Origin of the sequence: uncultured Dysosmobacter sp. (genome assembly GCF_947631165.1) — a bacterium.
Taxonomy (GTDB): Bacteria; Bacillota; Clostridia; order Oscillospirales; family Oscillospiraceae; genus Oscillibacter.
Window position 1 is genome coordinate 98516 of record NZ_CANRKH010000004.1, and the last position, 25774, is coordinate 124289.

27 protein-coding genes, 1 tRNA gene and 2 pseudogenes are annotated in these 25774 nt (G+C 55.0%); 9 read left to right on the forward strand and 21 right to left on the reverse strand.

The window, feature by feature from the left end:
- The first annotated feature begins 85 nt into the window (after window positions 1–85).
- Both Q0Z69_RS03530 and Q0Z69_RS03535 read left to right on the forward strand, forming a co-directional pair.
- Window positions 86–697: a DUF1643 domain-containing protein gene (locus Q0Z69_RS03530; RefSeq protein ID WP_298029836.1), complete on the forward strand. Its 612-nt coding sequence runs from the start codon at window positions 86–88 to the stop codon at window positions 695–697.
- 122 nt (window positions 698–819) lie between these two features.
- On the forward strand, window positions 820–1152 hold the full coding sequence (locus Q0Z69_RS03535) for a putative quinol monooxygenase (protein WP_298029837.1): 333 nt from the start codon (window positions 820–822) through the stop codon (window positions 1150–1152).
- A 104-nt stretch (window positions 1153–1256) separates the two neighbouring features.
- Here the strand turns inward: Q0Z69_RS03535 and Q0Z69_RS03540 are convergent, their stop codons facing one another.
- From Q0Z69_RS03540 to ispE, 3 genes are all read right to left on the reverse strand, one after another.
- Window positions 1257–1730: a VOC family protein gene (locus Q0Z69_RS03540; protein ID WP_367272220.1), complete on the reverse strand. Its 474-nt coding sequence runs from the start codon at window positions 1728–1730 to the stop codon at window positions 1257–1259.
- Window positions 1721–2353 carry a stage II sporulation protein R gene (spoIIR, locus tag Q0Z69_RS03545; RefSeq protein ID WP_298029838.1) on the reverse strand — a complete coding sequence of 211 codons (633 nt, stop codon included), beginning with the start codon at window positions 2351–2353 and terminating at the stop codon, window positions 1721–1723. Before spoIIR ends, Q0Z69_RS03540 begins: the two co-directional genes overlap by 10 nt.
- Before the next feature lie 82 nt (window positions 2354–2435).
- Entirely contained in the window at window positions 2436–3302 is an 867-nt protein-coding gene (gene ispE / locus Q0Z69_RS03550) for a 4-(cytidine 5'-diphospho)-2-C-methyl-D-erythritol kinase (protein ID WP_298029839.1), read from the reverse strand.
- Between the two features lie 281 nt (window positions 3303–3583).
- On the opposite strand from ispE, the gene Q0Z69_RS03555 reads away from it, so the two are divergent.
- On the forward strand, window positions 3584–4255 hold the full coding sequence (locus Q0Z69_RS03555; RefSeq protein WP_298029840.1) for a helix-turn-helix transcriptional regulator: 672 nt from the start codon (window positions 3584–3586) through the stop codon (window positions 4253–4255).
- A 73-nt stretch (window positions 4256–4328) separates the two neighbouring features.
- Here the strand turns inward: Q0Z69_RS03555 and Q0Z69_RS03560 are convergent, their stop codons facing one another.
- Window positions 4329–5609, reverse strand: coding sequence for a DUF1015 domain-containing protein (locus tag Q0Z69_RS03560; protein WP_298029841.1), 1281 nt, complete (start codon window positions 5607–5609; stop codon window positions 4329–4331).
- A gap of 92 nt (window positions 5610–5701) precedes the next feature.
- Window positions 5702–6301, reverse strand: a complete 600-nt coding sequence (thrH, locus tag Q0Z69_RS03565) for a bifunctional phosphoserine phosphatase/homoserine phosphotransferase ThrH (protein WP_298029842.1) — start codon at window positions 6299–6301, stop codon at window positions 5702–5704.
- A 183-nt stretch (window positions 6302–6484) separates the two neighbouring features.
- On the opposite strand from thrH, the gene Q0Z69_RS03570 reads away from it, so the two are divergent.
- Window positions 6485–6706: a DUF378 domain-containing protein gene (locus Q0Z69_RS03570; RefSeq protein WP_298029843.1), complete on the forward strand. Its 222-nt coding sequence runs from the start codon at window positions 6485–6487 to the stop codon at window positions 6704–6706.
- A gap of 46 nt (window positions 6707–6752) precedes the next feature.
- Here the strand turns inward: Q0Z69_RS03570 and Q0Z69_RS03575 are convergent, their stop codons facing one another.
- The 6 genes from Q0Z69_RS03575 to Q0Z69_RS03600 all read right to left on the reverse strand — a co-directional run bounded on the left by Q0Z69_RS03575 (window position 6753) and on the right by Q0Z69_RS03600 (window position 12899).
- A complete protein-coding gene (locus tag Q0Z69_RS03575; protein WP_298029844.1) occupies window positions 6753–8039 on the reverse strand; it encodes a cation:proton antiporter in 1287 nt (428 codons plus the stop codon).
- Between the two features lie 439 nt (window positions 8040–8478).
- Window positions 8479–10230 (reverse strand): NFACT family protein, encoded by a 1752-nt coding sequence (locus Q0Z69_RS03580; protein WP_298029845.1) that lies wholly within the window; start codon window positions 10228–10230, stop codon window positions 8479–8481.
- The gene (locus Q0Z69_RS03585) at window positions 10230–10637 is read right to left on the reverse strand and encodes a Mini-ribonuclease 3 (RefSeq protein WP_298029846.1); all 408 of its coding nucleotides are present in this window, start codon (window positions 10635–10637) and stop codon (window positions 10230–10232) included. Before Q0Z69_RS03585 ends, Q0Z69_RS03580 begins: the two co-directional genes overlap by 1 nt.
- 267 nt (window positions 10638–10904) lie before the next feature.
- Window positions 10905–11045: a hypothetical protein gene (locus Q0Z69_RS03590; RefSeq protein ID WP_298029847.1), complete on the reverse strand. Its 141-nt coding sequence runs from the start codon at window positions 11043–11045 to the stop codon at window positions 10905–10907.
- A 90-nt stretch (window positions 11046–11135) separates the two neighbouring features.
- Window positions 11136–12218 (reverse strand): S-layer homology domain-containing protein, encoded by a 1083-nt coding sequence (locus Q0Z69_RS03595; RefSeq protein ID WP_298029848.1) that lies wholly within the window; start codon window positions 12216–12218, stop codon window positions 11136–11138.
- Between the two features lie 51 nt (window positions 12219–12269).
- Window positions 12270–12899 (reverse strand): redox-sensing transcriptional repressor Rex, encoded by a 630-nt coding sequence (locus Q0Z69_RS03600; protein WP_298029849.1) that lies wholly within the window; start codon window positions 12897–12899, stop codon window positions 12270–12272.
- A gap of 213 nt (window positions 12900–13112) precedes the next feature.
- Between Q0Z69_RS03600 and Q0Z69_RS03605 the strand changes: the two genes are divergently transcribed.
- Window positions 13113–13189, forward strand: a tRNA-Arg gene (locus tag Q0Z69_RS03605).
- Between the two features lie 62 nt (window positions 13190–13251).
- Window positions 13252–13799: pseudogene (locus tag Q0Z69_RS03610) on the forward strand (Fic/DOC family protein).
- A gap of 71 nt (window positions 13800–13870) precedes the next feature.
- Here the strand turns inward: Q0Z69_RS03610 and Q0Z69_RS03615 are convergent.
- Together Q0Z69_RS03615 and Q0Z69_RS03620 are read right to left on the reverse strand one after the other, a co-directional pair.
- Window positions 13871–14086 (reverse strand): hypothetical protein, encoded by a 216-nt coding sequence (locus tag Q0Z69_RS03615; RefSeq protein ID WP_298029850.1) that lies wholly within the window; start codon window positions 14084–14086, stop codon window positions 13871–13873.
- A 14-nt stretch (window positions 14087–14100) separates the two neighbouring features.
- Window positions 14101–14397 (reverse strand): annotated as a pseudogene (locus Q0Z69_RS03620) (tyrosine-type recombinase/integrase); the annotation flags it as partial.
- A gap of 371 nt (window positions 14398–14768) precedes the next feature.
- On the opposite strand from Q0Z69_RS03620, the gene Q0Z69_RS03625 reads away from it, so the two are divergent.
- From Q0Z69_RS03625 to Q0Z69_RS03635, 3 genes are all read left to right on the forward strand, one after another.
- Entirely contained in the window at window positions 14769–14963 is a 195-nt protein-coding gene (locus Q0Z69_RS03625) for a phage tail assembly chaperone (RefSeq protein WP_367272224.1), read from the forward strand.
- A 487-nt stretch (window positions 14964–15450) separates the two neighbouring features.
- A complete protein-coding gene (locus Q0Z69_RS03630) occupies window positions 15451–15624 on the forward strand; it encodes a hypothetical protein (RefSeq protein ID WP_298029852.1) in 174 nt (57 codons plus the stop codon).
- Window positions 15625–15960: 336 nt separating this feature from the next.
- Window positions 15961–16470, forward strand: coding sequence for a hypothetical protein (locus tag Q0Z69_RS03635; protein ID WP_298029853.1), 510 nt, complete (start codon window positions 15961–15963; stop codon window positions 16468–16470).
- Window positions 16471–16513: 43 nt separating this feature from the next.
- Here the strand turns inward: Q0Z69_RS03635 and Q0Z69_RS03640 are convergent, their stop codons facing one another.
- The 8 genes from Q0Z69_RS03640 to Q0Z69_RS03675 all read right to left on the reverse strand — a co-directional run bounded on the left by Q0Z69_RS03640 (window position 16514) and on the right by Q0Z69_RS03675 (window position 25763).
- Window positions 16514–18046, reverse strand: coding sequence for a sulfatase (locus Q0Z69_RS03640; protein ID WP_298029854.1), 1533 nt, complete (start codon window positions 18044–18046; stop codon window positions 16514–16516).
- Between the two features lie 206 nt (window positions 18047–18252).
- The gene (locus Q0Z69_RS03645; RefSeq protein WP_298029855.1) at window positions 18253–19029 is read right to left on the reverse strand and encodes a sugar phosphate isomerase/epimerase; all 777 of its coding nucleotides are present in this window, start codon (window positions 19027–19029) and stop codon (window positions 18253–18255) included.
- On the reverse strand, window positions 19026–20531 hold the full coding sequence (locus Q0Z69_RS03650) for a tripartite tricarboxylate transporter permease (RefSeq protein WP_298029856.1): 1506 nt from the start codon (window positions 20529–20531) through the stop codon (window positions 19026–19028). The genes Q0Z69_RS03645 and Q0Z69_RS03650 overlap by 4 nt, the downstream gene beginning before the upstream one ends.
- Before the next feature lie 11 nt (window positions 20532–20542).
- A complete protein-coding gene (locus Q0Z69_RS03655) occupies window positions 20543–21031 on the reverse strand; it encodes a tripartite tricarboxylate transporter TctB family protein (RefSeq protein WP_298029857.1) in 489 nt (162 codons plus the stop codon).
- A gap of 97 nt (window positions 21032–21128) precedes the next feature.
- Window positions 21129–22199, reverse strand: coding sequence for a tripartite tricarboxylate transporter substrate binding protein (locus Q0Z69_RS03660; protein WP_298029858.1), 1071 nt, complete (start codon window positions 22197–22199; stop codon window positions 21129–21131).
- A 56-nt stretch (window positions 22200–22255) separates the two neighbouring features.
- Complete coding sequence (locus Q0Z69_RS03665; RefSeq protein WP_298029859.1) at window positions 22256–23179, reverse strand: hypothetical protein; 924 nt, start codon at window positions 23177–23179, stop codon at window positions 22256–22258.
- Window positions 23180–23574: 395 nt separating this feature from the next.
- Window positions 23575–24693: a LacI family DNA-binding transcriptional regulator gene (locus Q0Z69_RS03670; protein WP_298029860.1), complete on the reverse strand. Its 1119-nt coding sequence runs from the start codon at window positions 24691–24693 to the stop codon at window positions 23575–23577.
- A 518-nt stretch (window positions 24694–25211) separates the two neighbouring features.
- The gene (locus Q0Z69_RS03675) at window positions 25212–25763 is read right to left on the reverse strand and encodes a flavodoxin family protein (protein WP_298029861.1); all 552 of its coding nucleotides are present in this window, start codon (window positions 25761–25763) and stop codon (window positions 25212–25214) included.
- Between the last annotated feature and the right edge of the window lie 11 nt (window positions 25764–25774).

The following is a 25774-nucleotide window of genomic DNA, read 5'->3' on the forward strand; positions in this document are numbered from 1 at the left end:
CTGCATCCGTCCGACACGGGAAGAAAAACACGCCGCTCAAAACGAAGAGCGGCGCGTCAAGAACACAGAAACAGGAGGCAATCCCATGCAGCATATCCCCAAAAGCACCACCGACGCTCTGAAATTGGAGCTGTTTGAGCCGGCTCTGGAAGCCGCCCTGCGGCCCTCGCCGGACTATGACGTATCCCGCTGGCTCTACGTCCCCAACACCTATTCCGAATACCGGTACATCCTGGGGACCCGGGGCGCAAAGCCCCTGATCTGCGTGGGCATCAACCCCTCCACCGCCGCGCCGGATGCCCTGGACCCCACCCTGCAATCCGCCCAACGCATCGCCCTGGCCAACGGGTACGACAGCTTTTTGATGTTCAACGTCTACGCTCAGCGGGCCACCCGGCCCGATGACATGGAGCCGTCCCTCAATCCCCTGCTACACGGGGAGAACCGGAAGGCGTTCCGGTATCTGCTGTCACTGTCGGAGGGCCCGGCGGTGTGGGCCGCCTGGGGCAACATCATCCTGAAGCGGGACTATCTGATGGACTGCATGCGGGACTTTGCCGCCGACGGCCAGGCCGTGGGGGCTAGGTGGTACACTGCCGGGCCGCTTTTAAAATCCGGCCAGCCCCACCATCCGCTGTATCTCAAGGGGGATACAAAGCTGATGGAGTTTGATATCGGCGCATATCTGAAAAAGTGAAATTTCCGCCCTGTTTCCCAGGCGGAAGTGGACAAAGGGAAAATATATAGAATAATATTCGGAAACATATACTTAATCCAAGTAATCGAGCAAAAAACTGGGATTTGATGGAGGTATATGAAGTGACGATCACAGTGAATATCTATTACAGCGGCACAAATGGAAATGCCAAAAAATTTGCGGAAGAAATGATTTCAAGTGGAGTCGTTCGTGATATTCGTGCAGAAGATGGAAACATCAGATATGAATACTTTTTTCCCATGGATCATCCGGAAACCGTGCTTTTAATTGATAGCTGGAAAGATCAGCATTCAATAGACGTTCACCATGCTTCCCCCATGATGGCAAAAATCAAGGAACTTCGAGAGAAATATAACTTACACATGAAAGTGGAACGATATGTGTCTGATGAAAATGGAATTTCTTCCACAGATCAAGCATTTATAAGGAAATAAGTCTGCAACTTTCAGTTTGTCGGGAAACAGTAAATCCAGCCGAGCCGGTCAACGGCCAGTTCAACAATCATGCCGCCGGGAGAACTCTCCCGGCGGCATTCCATTCACTTCAGCAGTTCCCGGACGTATTCCAAGCTGACATCCATTCCCCGGGCCACACCCTCCACGCTCAGCCCGCCGTCAAGGAAACGGCGGGCCACTTTGGCCATGCTCTCCCCCACCTCGATGATATGGCGGTCCGGGTCGTACAGCCGCACGGCCCGCTGGCCCCAGCGGTGCTCCTGAACGGGATGGACCAGCTCCGTCTCCGGATGCTGTTCCAGGACCTTCAAAAAGGCGTCGAAGTCATCAGCCTCGTAATACAGCTCGGCTTCAGCCCCTCCAAAGCGGATGTCCGCAGGCGTCTTTCCCAGAAAGCCAGCCCAGCTCTCCAGGGTTTGAAGGGCTAGTCCGCCGGTCAGTACCACGTTGGTGCCAAAGTCGTTCACAATTTTCAGTCCCAGTACATTTCTGTAAAATTCCAGGGACTTCTTCAGATCCCGCACAACAAACAGCACACTGCCCGCTCTCAATTCCATTTTCTCTGCAGCTCCTCCCAAAACTCCACCGCCTTGAATTTCAGTACATAGCCCTCGTTCTCCTCGGTGATCAGACCGATCTCCTCTTCTGAAAATCCTGCCGCCAGCGCGGAGGCCGGCACATCGGCGGACGCGGCGGTACACAGGGGCGGAAACACCACGCACCACCAGTTCTGTCCCGCCGCCTCGCCGATCAGGACCCGCAGAGACAGATACCGCCCCGCAGGCAAGGTGAAGCCGTCATACTCCTTCGTGGGAAACTCCGCATCGGCCAATTCCACCGTCACCGGGTAATCATACCCGTTGGCGGCCACCGTCTCCCCCGCCAGGCGCTCCAGCTCCAAGAGGCGGCCTTGCAGCAGGACCTCCGCCTCTTCCCGGTCTGCCACTTCCCGCAGCAGCTCCGTAGCCCGTTCCAGCACCGTGTCCCGTACCCGCAGCTTCAGTGCCTGATCCTCTTCGGAATCGGAATTGGCCAGCACGTGGAGCCGCACCACCTTATCCGCCAGCGCGTCCTGGGCCCGCAGCGCCAGCGCCCCGGAGGCCAGAAACACCGCCAGGCCGATCAGCAGCACGATCTCCATCACTTTCAGTCTGTTTGCAGACTTTGCAGCAGTTTTCATCGTATTTCCATCCTTTTCTATGTAGGTCCTTCCCGGACCTTTGCGGAGAGTATGGACAAAAATACGGATATTGATACCTATTTTAGAATTTTTTTACCGGCTCCGCCAGAAAGGTCTGTTTATATTTCCGGCGCAGGACCTCCAAGGGCCATTCGGTTTCCTCCCGCCGGCCGAACAGGCCGAACACTGTGGGACCGGAGCCGCTCATGACGGCGTTCAAAGCACCGCAGCGCAGCAGTACCTCCTGGATATATGCCACCTCCCGGCGGGCTTCAGGCTGCAGGACCTTCTCAAAGACATTGCCCATCCGCCGGGCGACCCCCGCCAGGTCTCGTTGCTCCAAGGCAGCCGTCATACTGCCGATGTCTGGGTGGTCTTTCAGCTCAGCCCCATCGGCCTTGGCAAACAGCGACGGGGTCGGGATGTCAAAGTCCGGCTTGCAGAGAATAAACCAGCATGGGGGCAGAGGCGGCAGGTCCGTCAGGATCTCGCCCCGGCCCTCCGCCAGGGCCGTGCCGCCCCGGACGCAGAAGGGCATGTCGCTGCCCACCTGAAAGCCGATGCGCTCCAGCTCCTCCCCCGGCATCTCCGGGCAGTAAGCTTCCCGCAGGAGCCGCAGCAGCGCCGCCACATCGGCGCTGCCGCCGCCGAGACCGGCATAGGCCGGCGTTCGCTTTTTCAGCGTCACGCTCAGCCCCGGCATGGGCCGCCCAATGGCCGCAAAAAAGGCCTCCGTCGCCCGCTGCTCCAGGGGTTTTTTCCCTAAGGGCAGCTCAAATCCCTCTATGTAAAGGGAGAACCCTTCCCCACGTTTCTCCACCGTGACGGTATCGCAGAGGGACACGGTCTGCATCACCATCCGCATCTCGTGATAACCGTCGGGCCGCCGCCCCAGAATGTCCAGGGCCAGATTCACCTTGGCCGGGGCCTGTTGTGTCATCCGCTCCATCGCGCTCGCTCCTTGTTGACGATGCCTTGTATTATACCATGAAGCGCTAGCAGAATGGTATAATATGCCATGTTTTGCGGTTCCCGGCAAGGCCGGGGAGCAAAACGGCGCATAATAATGGATAATAGCCGCTCTGCGGCTATTATACCATATCCTCTCTTGCCTGGAAAGCCGGACGGCGGAAGAATTTTTCCGCCGCAACCGTCCAGTTGCGAAAAGTTGGTGGACGCAACCCCCGCTATCTGCTATGCTGGTCCCATGAAAACAAGGAGGGATCATACATGAACAAAGCCGATCAAATACGGGAGGCCCGGGAACAGGCGGGCATGACCCAGGAGACGCTGGCGGAGCGGCTGGGCGTCAGCCGCCAGGCAGTCTCCAAGTGGGAGTTGGGCAACGCGGAACCGAGCTTGGAAAACCTGAGCGCCCTTGCAGAGATCCTGGGTGTGGAATTCACCGACGAGGAACTCCCGAAGAACGCCAAAAATCCCTGGAAGCCCCTTTCCCTGCTCCTGGGCTGTCTTCTGCTGGCGGCTCTGGTGGCCCTGGGCGCCGTCCTTCGGCCATGGGAAGCACCGGAGGACGGCCAGGATCTGCCATCCATTGCCAGCATCGCCTTTTTCACCCCGGACGGCACGCCCCTCCGGCCGGACCTGGGGGACGGCTGGCTGCTTTTCGCCCCAGAGGCCCAGGTACTCATGGCGGTCAGCTTTCAAGACAATGAAACATCCCCTGTCCACGCCGTCTCTGCTTTCATCACTCCCACAGGGACGGAGACCTTTGACGAGCGGCAGCAGGTGGCGGTCCAGGCAGTGGATTCAGCCCGGTCCATCGCCCTGCTCCCCCTGGACATGTCCCCGGAGATCATGAGCATGGGGCATTTGGATGTCATGCTGGAATGCGGCGGCGGGCAGACCGTGACCGAGACCCTGAATATTACCACTGTGTCATAATCCTCTGTGCCCATGGTTTGGACAAGAAAGTACGCCCCGGCGGAAGTTCCGCCGGGGCGTCTTTGCAAATTGTTTACTTGAGCCTGCGGGCCTCCACATAGTAGCGCTTGTCCTGGGCGTGGCCCATGGAGAAGGTCTTGCGGGGCAGCACACCGTCGGCCATGACGGTCTTGAACAGCTGCTCCTTGCCCATGGCGGGCAGTTTGAAACCGATGTTGCCGGGTTTGGCGCCCAGCTCGTCGGTGACCTCGTCGCCGTGGATATAGTCCACCTCACCGCCGTTTTCCTTGAGATAGACGTCAATGAACGCCTGGAGGGTCCCCACTGCCAGCTGGACCTTGGGGTCCGGCACCGTGATAAAGCCCGTGTGGCCCTCGTAGGTATAGGCGATGGTGTGTCCTTCGCCCCGGCCCTCATGGGCATTGGGATAGAACGTCTTAAATGCCTCCAGCATCTTGGCGGGGTCCACGCCGAACACCACACGGTGGATCGGCTCGAACTGAAGGGCGTCGTCGTGGTTGTTCACCACCTCCACCAGGGCGTACCGGGCAGGCAGACTGGCCCATTCGCTCTCAGGCGTGACCTTCTTCAAATTTTCATAGCACTGCTTGGCGGTGGCAAGAGAGTGGTTGCCGTCGCCCACGGCGAACAGCAAAGGCGCGGCGTCCTTCATGCCGTACTTCTTCTCCATCTCCGCCGGGCTGCACAGGCCCGCCAGGGCCGCCGCCACGCCGTCCGCCTGGGCGTCCGTCAGCTTCCAGCCCTTCAGACTGCCGCCGCCCTGCTGCAGGGTAAAGTCATAGACCGGCTCCATGGCGCCGCTCTGGGCGGTCAGCGGCTCGATGACAGTCCGGTCCGGATCGTCGATCAGCAGCATAACGTGGGGCAGCTCGATGGGAGCATCCTGCCGCACCTTCACTCGGGGCGGGATGCGGGAGAGCACCGTACCCTCTGTGGCCCGGATCAGCGCACCAGAGCCGGGGGTAAAGTCATACTGGTCCAGATCCACCATGCCAATGAGGCCGTGGCGGACCTTGCCGTCGGACTGGGTCCGCTCGATGTAAATGAGGGAGGCGGGCAGTTCACGGAACACGCCCTGGTCCAGATAGCCCTGCATGGCGGCGTTGATGCCCGCGATGTGTTCATCCACATTTGGATCGTTCAGCCTGGCCTCCGGCAGGATCATCCGCAGCGTGGAGGGAGCGTCCCCCACAGTCTCCTCCACCGCCTGCCAGTACTCCGGCTGAGAGGTGAACTGGTCGCAGGCCACCACGGCCCACTTGGTCATGTCCGCATCCTTAGGCAGAAGGATATCCGCGGGATAGAAGCCCAGCTTGCTGAATGTTTCGTTCATATTGTGTCTCCCTTCCAAATTTTATTTACGCAATTCCTGGTATTTATATAGTGTAGTTAAGCTGCAAAAGTCCCAACGTCTTTTCCCCTCTTTTACAGCGCCGCCTTGATGGCCGCCAGCAGGTCGCCGAACTCCTCATAGGCGGGCAGCTCCGGATAGTCCGCCTTGATCTTATCTGTGCTCTTGAACAGGAAGCCCGCCTTGCTGGCCTGGATCATGCCCAGATCATTGTAGCTGTCGCCACTGGCGATGGTCTCGTATCCAATGGACTGGAGGGCCTTCACCGTAGTCAGCTTGGACTTTTCACACCGCATTTTACAGCCGGTGATCTCGCCGTCGGGAGCCACCTCCAGAGAGTTGCAGAAAATGGTGGGCCAACCCAGCTTTTTCATCAAGGGCTTGGCAAATTCCTCAAAGGTGTCGCTGAGTATGATGACCTGGGTCAGAGACCGCAGCTCATCCAGAAATTCCTTGGCGCCGGGCAGCGGGTCGATCTTGGCGATGGTGGCCTGGATCTCCTTCAGGCCCAATCCGTGCTCCTTCAAAATACCCAGCCGCCAGCGCATCAGCTTGTCATAGTCCGGCTCGTCCCGGGTCGTCCGCTTCAGCTCCGGGATACCGCTGGCCTCGGCAAAGGCGATCCAGATCTCCGGCACCAGAACGCCCTCCATATCTAAACATACGACATTCATCAGTATTCCCCCTATCACAGCAATTGGACATCATGCTTGCCGTCATTATACAATATCCCGCCGCCGCTTTCAATCCTCTTTTCTCTTTTTTCAAAAAAGGTCTACCTTTTTTTGCATAGTTTCCGCAAATCGGGGAAACCTACTGGCAAATCCCCTGTATGGGGCTTGAATGGAGGTTTGTCCATGCTGATCGACAAGATCGCGCTGATCCTGGTCATCATCGGCGCCCTGAACTGGGGCGGCATCGGCCTGTTCGCCTTTGACACGGTGGCCTTTCTATGCGGCGGCCAACTGGCCCTGCTGTCCCGGGTCATCTACGCCCTGGTGGGACTGGCGGGCCTGTGGTGCATCACTCTGCTGTTTCGGACGGGAGAGGAAACGGGCCACACGCCCCACGCTGCGTAAAAAAGCGGGACGCTTCTCAGGCGTCCCGTTCTTTTTTACACAGGTATCATTTCTTTTTCCGCATCAGTTCCTGATTCTGTTCCAGCAGATGAGCGGACACGATATCCAGCTGCTCTCCCTCCCGGTAATGGTCCACCAGATTGTTCTCCTGCAGCGCCGCTTTGGGATCATTGCGGAACACCAGCTTCAGCAGCACCGGCGTCAGGATGGCGCAGCCCACCACCGTGATGATGACCGGCGTCATCACCGCCTGACTGAGCACGCCCATGGACAGGCCCCGGTTGGCAACGATCAGGGCCACTTCGCCGCGGCAGGCCATGCCCGCGCCCACCTGGACGCACTCCTGTCCGCTGAAGCCGCAGAGCCTGGCCCCCAGGCCGCAGCCGACGATCTTAGACAGGATCGCCACCGCCAGCAGCAGCAGAGAAAACAGCAGTAAACGCCCGTTCAGCTCAGGCAGGACCACCTGGATACCGATGCCCGCAAAAAACACCGGGGTCAGCAGCAGATAGCTCAGCGGCTCAAAGCGGGACTGGACATATTTTGCCTTTGGCGTGGACGCGATGACCAGCCCCGCCGCAAACGCCCCTATGATGTCCGCCACGCCGAAGAATTCCTCGGCGCAGTAGGACAGCAACAGGCACAGCACGAAGGCCAACACGGAGTACCTTCGGAGATTTCTGCCATCTGCCTGGGAGATCATCCAGCAGAAAAAGCGGATGGCCCCGAACGCCACCGCCACAGTGAACACGAAAAACAGTGCGATCTTCAGCAGCACCAGCGGCAGGCTCACGCCCTGTCCCGCAAAGCTGGTGACCACCGTCAAAGCGATCAGGCCCAGCACATCGTCGATCAGCGCGGCGGCCAGGATCGTGCCGCCCACCTTGGTATCCAGGCGGCCAAGCTCCTTCAGCGTCTCCACCGTGATGCTGACGGAGGTGGCCGTCAAAATGGTGCCAATAAACACGGATTCCAGCAGACTGGTCTCCGGCAGCCAGCCCGCCATTCCTGCCAGATAGCCAAACACCGTACCCATGGCCAGCGGCACCAGCACGCCGCACAGGGCCACGAAAAATCCAGCCCTTCCGGCCTCCCGCAGCTCCCGCAGGTCCGTACCCATGCCGGCTGTGAACAGGATCACGATGACGCCCAGCTCGCTGAGCTGGGTGAGGAACTCCGTTTCAGTCAGGACATCCAGCATGGCAGGCCCCAGGATCAATCCTGCCAGCAGCGCCCCCACCACCTGGGGCATCTGGAATTTTCGGGTCAAGATCCCCAGGACCTTTGTGCTCAATAAGATCAGAGCCAGGTCTAACAAATAATGATAGGACATTACAAGTCACCTCTTTGAAATGGACAGCGCCCGGCTGCCCGAACACGACGGCCTCTTTCCCGGGGTCTCCTATTGTAATGTGTATTGAACAAAGCCGTATACCTTGGAGGCTTTCAAGGTCAAATGGCTTTGTTCAAGTGCAAGGTTTTTACGCCAGTTAGCGCAAAAAACTTGTACCTTCCATTGGCGCAGTGCGATACACCAATGGAAATACACATTGCAACAATGTCTAAATTCTATAAAAACGGTTTGAATGAGCCGTTTTTATGGAATTACGCGGCATACGCCACGTGAATAAACCGCAAAGCGGTTTATTCGGCAGGCATTATTGTAGTCCTTTTGAATGGATTTACAAGCAACGAATCGCACAAAGAGAACCAGTTCTATTTTGTCATATTTGTCAAAAAGACCGCTGGCATCCCAGCGGCCTTTCCATATGTTACTTTACCAACAGCCGCTTGACCAGGGCCTCCTCCGGGGTGACGTTTATTGTCTGGCAGGTGGAATAGACCACCATGCCCGGGCGGGCGCCGGCAGGCTTTTTCACAAATCTCACCGGTGTGTAGTCCACAGGAACATTCCCACTCTCCCGGGCCTTGGAATAGTAGGCTGCCAACTTGGCGGCCTCCACGATGGTGTCGTCGTCCACCGGCTGGCCGCCGGTGCAGAGGATCACATGAGAGCCGTGGATCTTCTGGGTGTGGAACCAGATGTCCCGGTGGTCCGCGTCCTTCAGCGTCAGCTTGTCATTCTGGTGGTTGCTGCGGCCCACCAGGACCCGGAAGCCGCTGGTGGTGCGAAACTCCCGGGGCTTTGCTGTCCGCTTCAGTTCCTTCCTGCCCTTCCCCTGCTTCCGCAGGAATCCGGCTTCCTTCAGCTCGCTGCGGATATCGATGAAATCCTGTTCTGTCTCTCCGTGCTCGATCTCCTCCAGCACGCTTTCCAGATATTCCAGGTCCCGGCGGGCGATCTCCATCTGCTCCCGCAGATACTTCTCCGCGGTCTTTGCCTTGGCGTACCGCTTGTAATACTTGGCGGCGTTCTGCTGGGGCGTCAGCAGCGGGTCCAGCTGGATGGTGACGCTGGCGCAGTTTTCGTCGTAGAAATTCTCACAGGTCAGCCTGCTCTGTCCCCGCTCCATGCGGTAGAGGTTGGCGGTGATCAGATCTCCGCTGATCCGCAGCTTGTCCCGGTCCTGGATCACGGCATAATCCTTCTCCTGCAGCGCCAGCTTCCTGCGCAGGCGGTCCCGGGCCGTGGCGGCGGTGCGGAGCAGGTCCCCTCCCCGCTGGCGCGCCCGCTCCTGCCGCTCCCGGGCCTCATAGAAGCTGTCCAGCAGTTTGCAGAAGCTGTCAAACCGCTCCAGCTCCATGGCCGCGCCGTATTGCGTGATGGGCAGGCAGGCGAATTCCGCCGGATATCCCTCTTTTTTCAGGCAGACAGGTGTAAAGTGATTTTCCTGTATTACATTGATAAATCCTTGTATTTCCCGCCAGAAGCATTCTCTGCCTTCCCCGTTCAGAGCAAAGACGCGGCTGTCCGTCTCCCCGGTCGTCCGAAAAACCAGCTCCCGGGCCATCAGCGGCGAAACGCCAAAATACTGGTCTAGCAGGAAGGCGTCCAACAGCTGTTCCGGGTCGGCGGCTGCCAGCTTCTCCCGGAAGCCCGCCTCAGTCTCCTCCGTCACCGGCAGGCGGCCTGTGGAGGCCGGCGGTTCATAATACAGCCCCGGCAGCACCTGTCGGGCGGCGGACATGTCCGCGTCGACCCGGCGCATGCAGTCGATGATCCGTCCTTCCCCGTCCAGCAGGATCAGGTTGGACCGGCGGCCCATGGCCTCCAGCACCAGGGTCCGGCGGCCCGGCTGGCCAAAATCGTCGGTGATGTCCAGCTCCAGCCGAACCAGCCGCTCCAGGGGCGGCTGAGCTATGGCAGCCACCCGGGCGCCCACCAGATGCTTGCGAAGCAGCATGCAGAACATGGGCGGCTCCGCCGGATTGTCCCGGCTCAGCTCCGTCAGCTGGATGCGAGACGCATTGGCTCCGGCGTTCAGCAGCAACCGGCGGTTTCCCCGCAGCAGCAGGATCACCTGATCCCGGGCAGGCTGCTGGACCTTGTCGATGCGCAGGCCCAACAGCTGGGGCCGCAGCTCCTCCACAACAGCCTGTAAACAGATCGCGTCCAGTGCCATCAGTCAGTTTCCTCCATCATCTTTTGAAACAGCTCATTGATCCGGTCCCGCTCCCCCCGCAGAAACAACCAGCCCAGCAGCGCTTCCAGCGCCGTGGCCTCGCCGTACTGGGCGCGGCTGGCGTGGCCGGGAATGGACTTCACCTGGGCGTTGCGGCCCCGCTTGAATACTGCCAGCTCTTCCGCTGTCAGCAGCGGCAGGATGCGCTCAGCCCGTTCCGCCTGAGACTCGGCGCACACCAGCCGAATGGTGGCTTGGTGCAGTCCCTTTCCGGTGGCCTTGCCGTGGGCGCACAGCCAGGATCGGACCAGAAGTTCAAACACCGCGTCCCCCATGTGGGCCAGGCCGATGGAGCTGATGGCCCGAAGCTGATCATTCGTGAGACACGGCGCAAAATCGTTTTCCATGAAACACTCCTCATATATTTACACTTTAGCGTTTATTATATCACGATTTTTGTATTTTGTCACTCCGGATTTTGCAGTGGAACGCCGGAAGAACAGCTCTTGGGCACAGACTGCCCCTCCGCATTCTCCACTCCCAGGCAGGACTGGCGAGGGCGGCCCTCCGCAAAATCAAACGGGAGGAGCAGTGACTCCTCCCTCTCTTAAACACGCTGACATCTGAGCGCCCCGGACCCTTTCGGGTCCGGGGCGCTGTTCACTCATGAACGATCAGCAGCAGGGATTGTTGTTGCAGCCGCAATTGTTGTTGCAGCCACAGCCGGAGCCGCTGTTTCCGCAGCAGCACCAGATGATGATCAGCAGAATGATGATCCAGCAGCAGTTGCCGCCGCCAAAGCCGTTATTGCACATACAGGAGACCTCCTATGAAATGTTGGCCGTATTTGCCGGCCTCACCCCATAGTATGCGGTCCCCAGCCAGGGGTTCCCGAAAATTTCAGCTCACAGCCGCCAGCCGGTCACCAGCATGGCGGCGCTCTCCCGCTCCATCTGGGTAAACACACCCTTTTCCGTCAGCATATCCCCCAGGGTCCGGCTCCCGTCAGGCAAAAATGTCTCCAGCGCGTACCAGGAGATATACACCAGTTCCGCCCGGAGGAAGCGGTCTGTCCTGAGCATCTCCGCCTCTCCGGCAGTCAGCAGTCCCGCCGTCTGGGCGCGGGACAGGGTATCGGACAGGTCCGTGTTGGCGGCGGAGCTGTATCCCATGGCCCGCAGCATGAACTCTGTGTACTGATAGGCATTCACCGCTCCGGTTGGCTTGAACAGTGTGGCGGTATAGCCGTTGGTGTAGCCCATCTCATATGCATATCCCACATATTTCTCCGCATCGGAGCCTTTGGCAATGTCCGTAAAGGGGATAGCTCCGGACCAGGACAGTGCCTGATCCTCCTCCCCCAGCACGCGGATGAACATGATCAGCGCCTGGAGCCGGGTGGGCGCTGCTTCCAGGTCAAAGCCCTGTCCATAGCCGGTAAAGCTGCCCTTGAACAGGTGCAGCTCCTTCAGCGCGGCAGCCATGGCGTTGTAATCCACTTCGCCGGACTCCATGCGGCTGGCGCTGCCCTGATGATCCAGCACCGCCGTTTTCGAGGTGATCATAAAGGAGGCTGCGGTATCCTCCGCCACGATATAGCGATGGTTCGCTTGGAGCGCCGCCCCGCTGGCGGCCACAGTCCCGGTGGTAGTATCCACCACTGCCCCGGAATCGTAGGTGATCCGGCCGCTTCCGGCCAACAGCAGCACATTGGCGCCGGTCTCTCCCACCAGTACATCGGCCTTTTTCATCCGGGTCTCCGTCCAAACGGCGGGGTCGGCGCTGAGAGCGCCGCTCTCCGCGGCCTCCAGCAGCGCCTGATCCGAGATATCCAGCCGTTCATCGACCCGGCTGTCCACCAGAGCCGTAAACACGCCGTTCAGATAGGACAGGGACGACAGCGGGTCCCCCGCGTCTCCCGCCGCCACCGCCCATCCGGCGGCAGCCAGCACGACGCACAGCGCCAGCAGCGCGAATTTCTTTTTCATAAGCGGGTATGTATCCTTTCGTCGGTCTGGCGGCCCATGACTGGGTCGGCATCAGCGGTTGGCGATGCGGTAGCTGAGGGTCAGCAGACTGTCCGCAAAGTGGATGTTCTCAAATTTTACATTGGGGTCCGTACTGGAAAGCTCCACATTGGTGAAGTTCCAAAAGCCCTTGACGCCCAGCTCGATGAGGTGATCCGCCGTATCCTGGGCCACAGCCTGAGGAATGGTCAGCACCACCACATCCACACTGTGCTTTTCGATGTAGCTGTCCAGTACGCTCATGGCATACACCGGCACACTGTTCACCACGGAGCCGATCACCGCCGGCGAGATGTCAAAGGCCGCGTCTACGGTAAAGCCCGCGTGAGAGAACTTGAAGTTTTGCAGCAGCGCATGGCCCAGATTGCCCACGCCGATCATAATGAGATGGTGGTCATTGTCCACGCCCAGAATATGTCCGATCTCCGCACGCAGTTCTTCCACATTGTAGCCGTAGCCCTGCTGGCCGAATTCACCAAAACAGCTGAAATCCTGCCGAATCTGGGACGCGGTGATGTTCATCTCCTGTCCCAGAGAATGAGATGATATCCGCACCACACCGCTGGCGCACAGATCCGTCAATTGCCGGTAGTATCGGGGCAGCCGCCGAATGACAGCGTCAGAAATATTTTCTTTTTTCAAAGCACTCACTCCTAAGTCACAGGTCTTGTTAAGTATTTTTCAATGAACCACGAAATTTGTTAAATATTTTTCAATATATAGTTTATCTCAAAAGCTTCAAGTTGTCAATTTTTTTAACAATCTTTTTTATATTTTTTCTGAAAAGTTCTTTACATCGAAAATCTTTTCTGCTATACTACCAAAAGATGTGTGAGATACATGTCTCTTGCTAACGCGCCCGTGGCGCAGTTGGATAGCGCGTCAGACTCCGACTCTGAAGGCCGCTGGTTCGAATCCAGTCGGGCGTACCACTTAAAAGACACTTGCGCAAGCAAGTGTCTTTTGGTTTAATGCAGACAAAGGAGGGATTGCCATGGCTCTTGAAAATAAACTGGGGATCACATCCTCTGCTGACCTCGCCTGCGAAGAAGAGCGGATCAGCAAAAAGAAAGCTGTCGAGCTTTTTGACAGGGGCCTGCTGGATCAGCTGGTGGCCGGGACCTTCTCCTCCCTGCAATTCATCCATAAGTACCTCTTTGACGAGATTTACGACTTTGCCGGAGAACTTCGGCGATTGCAAATATTGAAAAGATGCCGCAGGCCACTTTTGATGAGATCATCGAAAAGTATGTGGAGATGAACATTGCCCACCCCTTTCGTGAGGGCAACGGACGCAGCACCCGCATCTGGCTGGATCTGCTGCTGAAAGCCGAGCTGCATCAGGTAGTAGACTGGAGCCATGTGGATAAAGAGGATTATCTGCTGGCCATGGAGCGCAGTCCTATCCGGGATACGGAGATCAAGCATATCCTGAAAAATGCACTTACGAACGAAATTGACAGCCGTAAAGTGTATATGAAAGGTATTGACCACAGCTACTACTATGAGGGTTATACAACCTTCAGGGCCGAAGAATTGTAGTAATTCCGATTATAAATTCCCTTGCAGATCAATCGGCTGCAAGGGAATTTTTGCTCTGTGTGAATCTATGCTTAGTAGCGACCATTTTTTACTGGAGGAAATTTGTACGGCTCCGCCACACACTGGCACAGCACCGCTCCGCAGCGGCGGCAGATATAAAGCCGAAGTCGGTTGCCAAAGAGTCCGTGGCATTTGAAGGTTACCAGCGCTTCACCATGCTGCCAGCCAAGGCCGATGTCCTCGGAGCCGCAGTATTGACAGCGTGTAACGGGAATCTGTTTTTTCATAATCGTATCCTCCGTTAAATTTCCAGTCCCTGATGCAATTCCGTACTTGCCGCTTTCTTGTCGAAGGCGTGGATGCAAATATCCAGCGTTGTGGAAGGCTGACTATGCCCCAGCAGTCCAGCCACCGTTGCCATATCTGTTCCGTTGGCGATCAGGAGGCCGGCGTTGGTATGGCGGAAGGAATGGATATTCAGCTTTTCCGGCAGACCGTGCTTCCTTAGAATCAGCTTGAACCGCCAGGTGAAGCCGTTGGGCGTCATGGGCCGTTGGAATCCATTGCGGCGGAACACATAGTCATCCTCGGTCAATTTCCGTTCCTCATAGGTTTCCGTCTGCCAGCGTCACTCCTTACGGTACTCCTTCAGCAGAGATGCCATCTCCGGCGAGAAGTACACATAGCGATCTCCCGCTGTGGTCTTCGGGTCTTTTACGATGATGTCCTCGCCGGTGACTTTGACCACGTTCCTCTGGATGTGGATGGTGCGTTCCTTTTCCTCTCTTTCGGATACTTGCTATACTGGTTCTCCGCCCTTTTCTTGACCTCGGCACTGTCGAGACCGGTTATATAAGCACAATATACCGAAAGAAAATTCAGGAAGCTATTACCAGAAGCAACAATTATCCAACAGAATTTTGTATACTTCCTGCCATACTGCGGGAGCGGTTCACCCAGGCCGCCGACGTGAACATCCTGCTGGCGGGCTGCGCGGAGCCGGACCTGAAGGATCCCCGGCTGATGGAAAAGTACAACGCTCCCACGCCGGCGGAGGCGGTGAAGAAGCTGCTTCTGCCCGGCGAGATCGTGGATCTGTCCAACGCTGTGGAGCAGCTGACCGGCTACCGCCGGAAGACCATCAGTGAAGTAAAAAACGGCTGAGGGACGGCGACGACGCGGAATTGGGCCTGCTGTACTACCTGTTCTCCGCCCACCACTGGGGACTTCACAATCTCCGGGCCCTATGGGAGGGATAGACAGGCTGGCATGACCTGATCTACGCGCTGGCATCCTATGAGGCCAACGAGCGGGCGGAGCATCTGAAAGGTCTGACGGACCGCCCGAAGGTCAAGATCGTGAAGACCAGGGCAAAAAAATAAAGCCGCCTCGGAGAGAAGCGGCTTCAAATAAATCAGAGAAATAAGAGCGAGAGAGCCAACAGGAGTAATCCCAAACTCATGCAAACAAAAAAGGCCATAACTGGACTTTCCGCCATAAGCTCTTTTATATGACGCATCATATAATTACCCCCTATGTTTTAAATTATGATAACACAGCCTATGCAGAATGTCAAGAAAGGTGGTGTGTTGATGGCCGAAACCTCTATTGTTGTTAAAACAACAGACAGATATTCGGATGCAGTAAAAAAATGTCAAAAGTAACGAAGTCTTTCAGCAAAGACATCGATGAGTTGGAAGATACGCTACATAAGTTGGATAAAAACAAACATTCTCTAAAACTAGATCTAAAAAAGGCTCGGTCTGAGCTGCGTGCAGCAGAAAAGCAATTTGATTTAACCCGCTCTGCTGCAGATAAGCTGTAGATGGAAACAGCGCAAGCTAACTATGACAGTATTGTTCGCAATCTCAAAGCAGTCACAAAGACCGCAGGAGATACAGAGAAAGCAATTTCTAAAGTAACCAACCGTGCATCTGGTGGTGGTTCTGGTACAGTCAATTCCATTGTTTCTGCAATTGCCGCCAGTGGAATCGGGCAAATGGTTGGGGATACTGCCCTTAACCTCGGTAATGCCATGGTTGGAAGCTTACTCGGTTCTAATGGCGGCACAATTGCATCTAATGCATTCTCTTCTACAGCCTCTGGTGCTGCAATGGGAACCGCAGTTTTGGGGCCAGGTGTTGGAACAGCAATCGGTGCTATGGCTGGCGCGGCATTAGGTGCCGCCAACGGTATTGCCCAAAATTTTGAGAAAAAGGACGATGCCTTTAAATCCGTTGTTCAAGAGCGGTATGATACTGTGACCCAGGAGCAGGCGGACAGTCTGACCACCGGCTCCGCTCTGGCGGCTCAGCGGGAAACGGACCGCATTTCCTTCGCTACGCTGTTCAAGGACGCCGGGATCGCAGACAAATACCTTTCTGACCTGGTGGAAATGGCCAACAACACGCCGTTCCTCTATGACGATCTGACAGCCATGAGCAAGACCCTGGCCACCTACAGCTATGGCGCAGACAGCATTCTGCCGGTTTTGCAGACCGTGGGCGACACCGGCGCGGCGCTGGGCATGAACGCCTCCGGCATGAACATGGTGTCCACCGCCATCTTTAAAACACGGTGCCCCCACATGCTTTCTCACAGGCTGGACACATCCACACAAAACAATGCAGACAGGGCACATTATAGGCTGGGGCGACCAGCTTGCTCTTGAGCGGCCACGCAGGCTTCCTATCCGTCTTGTCTCAGCTCCCGTGTTATTGGAAGGAGTGGCTGGTCAATTGTCCCCTGCCGCAAACAGCCTCTTTTCTCCCATCAAAGCGGGGGTCCACATACTGCTGAAACCAATCGCCTAACTGGGCCGCGAGAGCTGCCTGGACCTCCGCATACTGAGATCTTCCATAGAGGTTTTTTTCCTCGCCGGGGTCACCTGCCAAATCGTAAAGCTCGTTGGGACCGTCGGGATACCGCAGCACCAGCTTCCACTCCATAGTGCGGATCATGCGGCAGGGACCGTATTCATCAAACACCACGACACTGTCCCGCACCCGCTGTGCTTTGCCGGTCAGCAGCCTCGCAAAGCTGACTCCCGGCATTTCGGCCGGCTTTTGAAAGGGTACGTCCGCCATGTCCAAAATCGTCTCGTACAGGTCATAATGGCTGGCCATCTCATGGCACACCCAATTCTCTGGGATAACGCCCGGGCAGGCGAACAGCCCCGGCACCTTCACGGAGGTATCGTACATGTTGACCGGCAACGTGCCATTGCCCTTGCCCCATATGCCGTGATGCCCCATATTCATGCCGTTATCGCCGGTGAATACGATCATGGTGTCCTCAGCCAGCCCGCGCGCTTCCAGCTCGTCCAGCAAGCGTCCCACCTGGGCGTCCATCGCCGTAACAGCGGCATAGTAGCCGGTCAGGCTCTCTCTGCGGTGCTCCTGCCAGGTTTCCGGGATCGGCCCATACTTGGCGGAGGAAAAGCGGATGCCCTCATGAGACTCGCTGTTCCACTGTGCCAGCGTCTTTTTTCCATTGGGCGCCCAAGGGTGCGGCGGGACATTGGGCGTGGAGTCAAAGGGGCAGTCCCGGTACAGATCGATATATTCCTTGGGATGACTGACCTCAGACCATGGGGAATGAGGGGCCGTGAAGTGGACTGCCAGGAAAAACGGGTCCTCCGGCCGCTGGCGGAGGTCCAGAAACGCGATGGCGTTATCGGCGATGATGTTCGTGATATATTGGCCGTGCTTCAATTCCATGACGCCGTTTTCCAGCACCACCGGATAGAAGTAGTTTTCGCCGCCCATGGCGGTGGTTTTCCAATAGCTGAAGCCAGCTTGCGGCGTGTAGCTGTCGCCCATGTGCCACTTGCCGGAAAGGCCGCATTCATAGCCATTTTCCGCCAGAAGCTGGGTAAAGGCCACATGTCTGTCCAGATACCGGATGGGCTTATCGCCATGGAGCTGGCTTTTGGGCCATCGATACTCCCAAGTGATCGTATCGGATGCAAATGCTTTTTTCAATTCATCCGACAGGACCCGTTCGTCCAGATGGCCCTTAGCCAGCCAGTCATGCACGCCATGCTGGGAGGGGATCTTCCCTGTGTAAATGGACATTCTGGCCGGTGAACACACTGGAGACGCGCAGAAGAAGTTATCAAAGCGCACGCCATGGGCGGCGATGCGGTCCAGATTCGGCGTTTTCAATTCGTGATTTCCCGCGCAGCCCATAGCCCATGCGCCGTGGTCATCGGTCAGAATGAACAAAATATTTTTACGTTTGCTCATACTCTCGCCTCGATTTTCAGAGATCAATGGAATAGCCTGCCGGCATCCGGGCAAGTTCCTCCGCCTGACGCATCATCCGCCGTGGCACTTCCGCGGTCTTTCTCTGGCCCCGGATCATCAGGGGAATGTGAACAGCGGCTTCCAGCACCAAGGACCGCCGTATACGGAGATGGGCGACAATGTCCTCTGTATGCTGCGAGGATGCTTCAGCTTTTGCAAAAGAGTGATTCTAAATAGCGCATATCATCTTGATAGACAGCCATATCCGTATAGTTCATGTACTCGAATACTCCCACGGCGTCCGGCGTGTACTTTGCACACCCCTCCGCGAAGGCACTCCAGTCAATAATCCCGTCCCGCAGCCTTTCGTGGGAATCTTGTCTGCCGTTATTATTGTGCAGATGATACGCGCAAACCCGGTGGTTCAGCGTCTTTTGAAGCTGCGCGATATCCATGCCGGCAACGGCTGCGTGTCCTACGTCTATCACACATCGCAATTCGGGAATCGTTTTAAACAGCCGCAGGAACTGCTCTTGATTAAACAACGGAACCCTTCCCGAGCAAAGATTTTCCGCGCCGAGGACGACCTCTTCCGCCTTGCAGATCTCGTGGAACCGGGCAAGGCGTTCCAAGGCACGCTGCCGGCAATCGCTCCTGTATACGGAGTCGTCAGGGCGTTCCACTTCACCATAGGTATGCACGACATAGAACTCGCCGTTGAATCGATGGTACAGGTCAAACGGCTTTTTCAGCGTTTCAAACAGCTTGCTCTCACTGCAATCCGCAGCAATATCAACGAACGCGAAGGGTGCGTGAATGCTGAATGGCCCCGGATCACGCACAGATAATTCCGTGAGCAGGCAGTTCCATTGATCCTCACTGCCAAACTCATAAAAGATCTCTACGCCAAAGGGTTTTTCGATTTTTAGCAGCTGTCTGATCTTAAATTTGTAAAAGCTGCAGGTACTGATGCTGTATCTCATTTTTCCGCCGCCTCTCCAGCTCTTTTCCTGAGGGCCTTGATTGCCTTGGAGATCGTGGGATATACCAACAGCAGCAAAGAGAACAGCAGAATGCAGAAGCAGATGGGGCGTCTGACAAGGATCATGGGATCGCCATAGGACACCATCAGTGAGCGCCGCAGATTGGTTTCACACAGTGTTCCAAGCACCAGTGCGATCGTAAACGGGATGACAGGAATCCCAAATTTTTTCATCAGGAAGCCGATCAGCGCAAACACGATCAGTACAGCGACCTCGATCATGCTGTTGCTGATGGCGAACGCGCCCATCGTACACAGCACAACGATGCATGGCAGCAAAATATTTTCCGGGATGCGGGACACATTTACAAACAGCTTGATAAACAAAGACCCCTGAAGCAGCATGAAAATATTGATCACAAGCAGACCGCCCATAATGGCATAAACCCAAATGCTGCCGGCACTGAACAGCTTTGCGCCCGGTGTAATGCCCTGCATGGTCAGCGCACCCAGCATGATCGCCATCACAGCGTCGCCAGGTATCCCCATTGTCAGCATGGGGATCAATGTTGCGCCGGTAACGGCGTTGTTGCCGGTTTCCGGTGCCAGAACACCTTCAATACTCCCCTTCCCGAACTTCTCGGGGTTTTTAGAGGCCCGACGGGCCTCATTGTAAGAAAACATGGCGGAGATTCCGCCTCCAGTACCGGGAATCGCGCCAATAATGACGCCAATAACGGAAGATTTCAAAATGGTTTTCCAATATTTCAGCAGATCCCGCAGCCGCAGGGCAGACTTGCTGATCTCATAGCCCCGCGTGCCGCTGTCGCCCTTTTGACGTGCCGTATTGCACTCAAACAGCACCTGGCTCAACGCATACACACCCAGCATACAGGTAACAGGGCGAAACCCGGCCATCAAGCTGCGGCTCCCAAAGATCATGCGGCCCGTCCCAAAAATAGGATCCAGCCCGACACAGCAGACCAGCAGGCCCAGCAGCGCCGAGATCAGGCCCTTTATAATATTGTCCTTTGACAGACTGATTGTCGCGCACAGGCCAAACAGGCAGATCGCAAACATCTCCGGGGACGCGATCACCTCCACAATCTTCGCCAGCTGGGGTGCCAGGAAGAGCAGTGCGGCCGCGCTGATCAGCCCGCCGATCGTAGAACCGTATAAGGCGGCTTTCAGCGCATCGCCCGCACGGCCCTGCTTTGCAAGGGGATAGCCGTCCAGCGTCGTTGCCGCGGAATTGGGCGTGCCGGGCGTGTTGATCAGGATGGCGGTGATGCTCCCTCCGTACATACCGCCGACATAACCGCCCAACAGCATGAACATGCTTGGGATGGACTCCATCCCGATGGTCATGGTCAAAAGCACTGTGACCGCAAAGGACACAGAGAGGCCCGGCATGGCACCAATTACAATGCCTGCGAACAGGCCAAGATTCATCATCAAAAGATTATGGATCGTAAAGATCTCGGCTAAAACGGCAAGTGACATAAGCGTCTCCTTTAACGAATCGGTACCAACAGGATTTTTGTAAACAACAAGTAGATAATGGCTGTGAACGCATAAAATATGGCATACATCTGCCACTTCCGGCAGCGCAGGCACCAAAGGATAATTGGCGGGACGATTATCGTTGCGGGAATGATACCGAAGCATTTAAACAGCAGCCCGTAAATCACAATAAGTGCAAAAATAACGTAGGGAAACAGCGCTTCCCGCCACTGTCCGGCGGTCCTCTTCTCAGCCGTCTCCCGCTCTCCACACACGCCCAGCTTCCAATATACGATCAGGCTCTTGACAAAGCCGATCACCGATACCAGCAGCAGGCCACTGGCGATCAGCTGGGGAAATGATTTGGGAGTAAAGGACTCCACTTCCATCATGGCCGTGACCTTGATCTGTGTTGGGATGACCCAAAAAAGCAGCACAAGGGATAAAATGATAAAGAAGAGCATCATATAAATATCTGTTTTTGCCTTTTTTCGATCCAAATCGAACGCCTCCTCTCATATTGGAAAAGGTCAGGCCGCGGCAGCGCAGCCTGACCCCTTACTTCTTAAAATCTGAATGCGGGGGAGCCACTCACACTCACATCAAGCCCGCGCTGGTCAGGATCTCCTCATACAAAACAAACGCGTCTTTGACAAGAGCAGTGATCTCTTCAGAGTCCTGAATAGAGGCGAAGGAACCGCAGCCGCTGTTCAGCAGATACTCCGCGTAAGCGTCCGAAGCAAGAATACCATCGATCTCCTTCGTCAGATACGAGACGATCTCATCAGGCGTATCCGCATTGACGCCAACGATCTTCCAGCCGGCCAGCGCGTCCATGTTTTTGATGCCGTAATCGCCGACGGCGGGAACATCCTGCAGATAATAAGAGGGCTCATTGGCCAGGCAGGCGATGGTATTGCACTCGCCATCGTTATAGTGGGTATAAATGAAGTTATCATCAGAGATCGCGAAATCCACTTCGCCGGTCAGCAGAGCCTGATAGGCGCCATTATTGCCATCATAGGCGATCGCCTTGCCAAGACTGGCTCCCTCGATTTGGCCCAGCAGAGACAGAATGCTCAAATGGCCGTAACCTCCGCTGTTGGGCACCGCATAGGAAAACTCATTATGGGATGTAACAAAGGCCACAAAGTCGTCATAGGTCTTGATATCGGAATCGACCGGAACTGTGATGGTAGCCATGCAGGCAGGCGTGATCATCGCAATCAGCTTGATATCCTCCAAGCCGTAACCAATATCCGGATTCATCAATGGCTGCGTGATCAGGCCGGCATTCGCCAGAGAGAAGATCGTGTAGCCGTCACTGCCGCGGGACAGTGCGTCGTTAATGCCAATCGTCTGATTGCCGCCGGTCACATTTTCAACACTGATATTGGTACCAATACTGGCTTGAAGTGCATCCGCCAGCTGGCGGCTGGCCAAATCAGTGGGAGAACCGGCGGCCACGGGAACGATCCAGGAAATATTCTTTGTGGGATAGTCATCAGGCTTTGCTCCGGGTTCGGGTGCCGCGGCAGGCTCATTCACCGAAGGCTGGGCAGGCTCATCTGCCGGAGGCTGCGAGTCGGATTTCGAGCAGGCAGCCAAGCTTGCCGCCAAAACCAGGGCCAGGCACAGTGAGAAAAACTTCTTTGTAATGCGTTTCATTGAAACCTCTCCTTCTTCATCTTTTACAAATTCAACGGAATTTGCAGGGGAACACATTAGGGGGTATATTCTTTAAAATAACAAATGGCGTCATGCTCCAAGTCATCCGGATCGGTTTTGCGGTTGCAGCTAAACCATAATTTACCGTTTGCGTTGTCGCAGGATTCGATCTCAAACAACGTCGGAAATGCTTTGGATGTAATGCGGAATGATAAATCCTCAGAGGCCATGATCGTTCCGCTCGCTTGAGATACATTATCATAAACCAAGATCACACTGATATTGTCATAGGTCATTGGAACATAAAGCCGATCTGTACCTGCCTTATAGCCAATTCCTTGATGGCGATATGCAGAAATGTTGTCGATCACACTTCCGTTCACCTTTGCATTTTCATAATCAATATCAAACGCATGTGTTACATTCACGATGCCGCTTGGCTGATTCTTTTCAACAGTGGCTTTGTAAAACGAATGTCCCGTATTATCTCCCGGCCATTCGAAAAACAAGAAGTATAAATTGTCCGTGTCTTTGCCAAGAAGTTCGGCACCCCCCATGCGAATCGGCTCTCCATTGTACCGTAAATCATAATCCGCCGCATGATAATAAGTTGTTCCTGAATACCTGAGTTTTACAAAACCCTGACCGTCATTTTTCATTGTGGGTATATACATACAGCTGCTGGTTCCATCATTGGCTAAAACAATATCATTTGCATGTCCCAGGTAAGTTGCAAACATTTTATTCGTATCGCCATTTTTCATTTGAGTCAAAGTCCCATCACTTTGTCTCGCTCTATAAATGATCTGCTTGGTTTCTGCACCGTTGATTTTTGCACAATACAGGTATGTATCTCCAGCCGCAAAGCCTTGCATCTTAGAACATCCATTTGCATCTGGAATAGTCACAAGCACATTATAAGTATTGTAATATGCGGCAGATGCCGCGATGGAAAGAATGATTGCCGCACATATTGACAACACACCTCATCGGCCTATTTTCACCTCCATGTATGCTTCTCCCCTTTTATCTTTTACTTATGCCAGAGTCCATGAGGTTGACCTGCATTCAGTCTTTAGTATTTTGTATATCATACACTAAAAGCGTTGTCAATACCCGAGAATTTTACACAGTTTTCACAATTTTCAATAAATCTTTTCTCTTCAAAAAAGTTTCTAAAATTATTACTAAATTTTTTAGCGTGAAATCAAAAAGAAACGCCTCCTGCGGGGCTTTCGGCTCTTTGTATCGGAAATGTTGACCATTTTCTGATAAATAGTTACTAAAATTTTTAGCAAAAATTTCAATAAATTTTTTTGATCTTGGGAGAAAAAAGAAGCTCAGGCGCTGATAGCTCCTGAACTTCCTTTTCTGTTTACAACTTGTTATTTTTTGCCGGATCCTGCTCCATATATCGCTCCGAGCATCGGGCGGTACTTTTGCGGCAGATCAGGCGGGGAGCATATTCGATCCTGGTGATGCTGACCGGAGAGTCCTCCCTGTCGCTGCTGTTTCTCGTCCGGATCTTTCCGATCAGCAGATCCACAGAGTCCAGCGCTTTCTGCCGTGTATATGGCTCCACCGTCGTCAGCGCGATCCGCTGAAACGCAGAATAAGACAGATTGTCGCATCCACAGACGGAATAATCCTGCGGGATCTTCTTCCCACGTTCCAAAATCGCGTCCATAACACCATAGGCCATCATATCATTCGTGGCCGCAAAAGCTGTAACCGGCGCCCCAATGTCAAGCAGATGGCTTACCAGCAAATGCCCCGTCTCATAGCCCTCCAGATTTTCCGCATTCTCCAGATGCTCCGTTTCCACTGTACTTATGTGCAGATATTCATCCGGATCAAGGCCATGCTCCCACATGCAGCTGCGCAGTCCTTCGATCCGGCGGCTTCGGGCGGACTGCGTTTTGGTGAGCGGCTTTGAAATGTGGGCAATATAGCGGTGGCCCAGGCTTATGAGATGTTCCGCGATCAGCTGCCCGATCTTATAATTGTCCAGTTCCATCGTATTGACACCCATTGTAGCGGATTTATCGTAAAGCTGGACCAGCGGTACTTCCATACTCAACAGCTGGACAGCGGAAATATTGTCCGGCTGATAGACCAGCAGGACCCCCGCCACCTGAAATTCCCGGCAGATCCGCACAATGTCGGCTTCCTGTTCTTCTTTCCGCTCTGTACATACCGTCAGCACGGAATATCCCAATTCACCGGCCCGCTGCTGGATCCCATCGATCATATTCAAATACAGCGCATTGTGGAAGGTGGGGTATACCACCAGTAAAAGGCGGCCCATCACACTGTTCAGGCGGCTGTTTCCTAGTGTGCGGTAACCCAAACGGTCACAAGCATCCAGAACCCGTACCCTCGTCTCATCCGAAAAGTTGATATTCTTGTAACTATTCAAAATCATAGACACTGTGGACTGGGACACACCTGCCAATTCCGCAACATCCTTTGCCGTTACTCGATGCTTTTTCATATGATCACCGCCCTGCCTCACCGATTCACCGTTTACAGAACACCGGTACTCGATATATCGTGCCGCCCACTCTACTGTCTGCTTTATTTAAAATTGTAGCGCAGCTTTTGCACTTTGGCAAGGTTAAGTTTTTCCGCCTGACATCTCTATAACAAGCAAATAGTTTTAAAATTCGTGTAATGGCCACTGTATGTATGCATTTCTACCCATGGTCTTGACCATGTATGTATCAATGCCTCATTCATCCACATGGGCGATTTTTTCTGGCGGCATGTCTTCGATTTACTCCCGATACACTGCTACCCTCCTCTTGGCAGCCGGTACGTCCGCGGGATTTAGAGCAGGCGACACCATTAAGAAACCCACAGGCCTCGGAATATTTCTGAAGCGGCTGGATGGCTCACTCCAACTCTTCCTGTTTGAGTGTCGGTTTACTGACCATGTACTTGCAGAACTAAAAATCCAACGCCCGCAGGCAGCTCAGATTGTCTGTTTCGCAATTTCTTCCCTTCTGTGATTTATTGAATGGTTCTTCCAAGCTCATAGGCTTGCTCAAGCTCGGGTTTTCCCGCAATGTCGCCTACATCCCCGTTGCCCCCAGCGAGAACGGCTCCCAGGTTGTTCCACTGCAAATGCTCCATCAGGTGGTTGAAGTAGAGCAGTACATCATCAAAACCATTTCCCTCAGCCGCCATCAAAAGGGCACATGCTCTGCCGTGTCCACGGAGCAGATTGCCGTCGCCTTCCTCCAGGGCAAACAGGCGGTCAACCGCCGTTCTGATCTGACCGCTCATATTCCAATAATAAAGCGGTGTTGCCAGCACAATTACATCGCAGTCCTTGACAGCAGGATAGATCTGCGACATATCATCCTTTTGGACACAGGGGCATGCCCGGCTGCTGTGGCCGCCAAAGCAGCCCTTACAGCCGTTGATATCCATGTTGTCAAGGAAAAATTCAGTCACTGTATTACCAGCGCTTTCCGCGCCCTCAGTGAATCTCTTTACCAATGCGGAAGTATTCCCGTTTCTGCGGGGACTTCCATTCAATATCACAATTTTCTTTGCCATACTTGTAATCG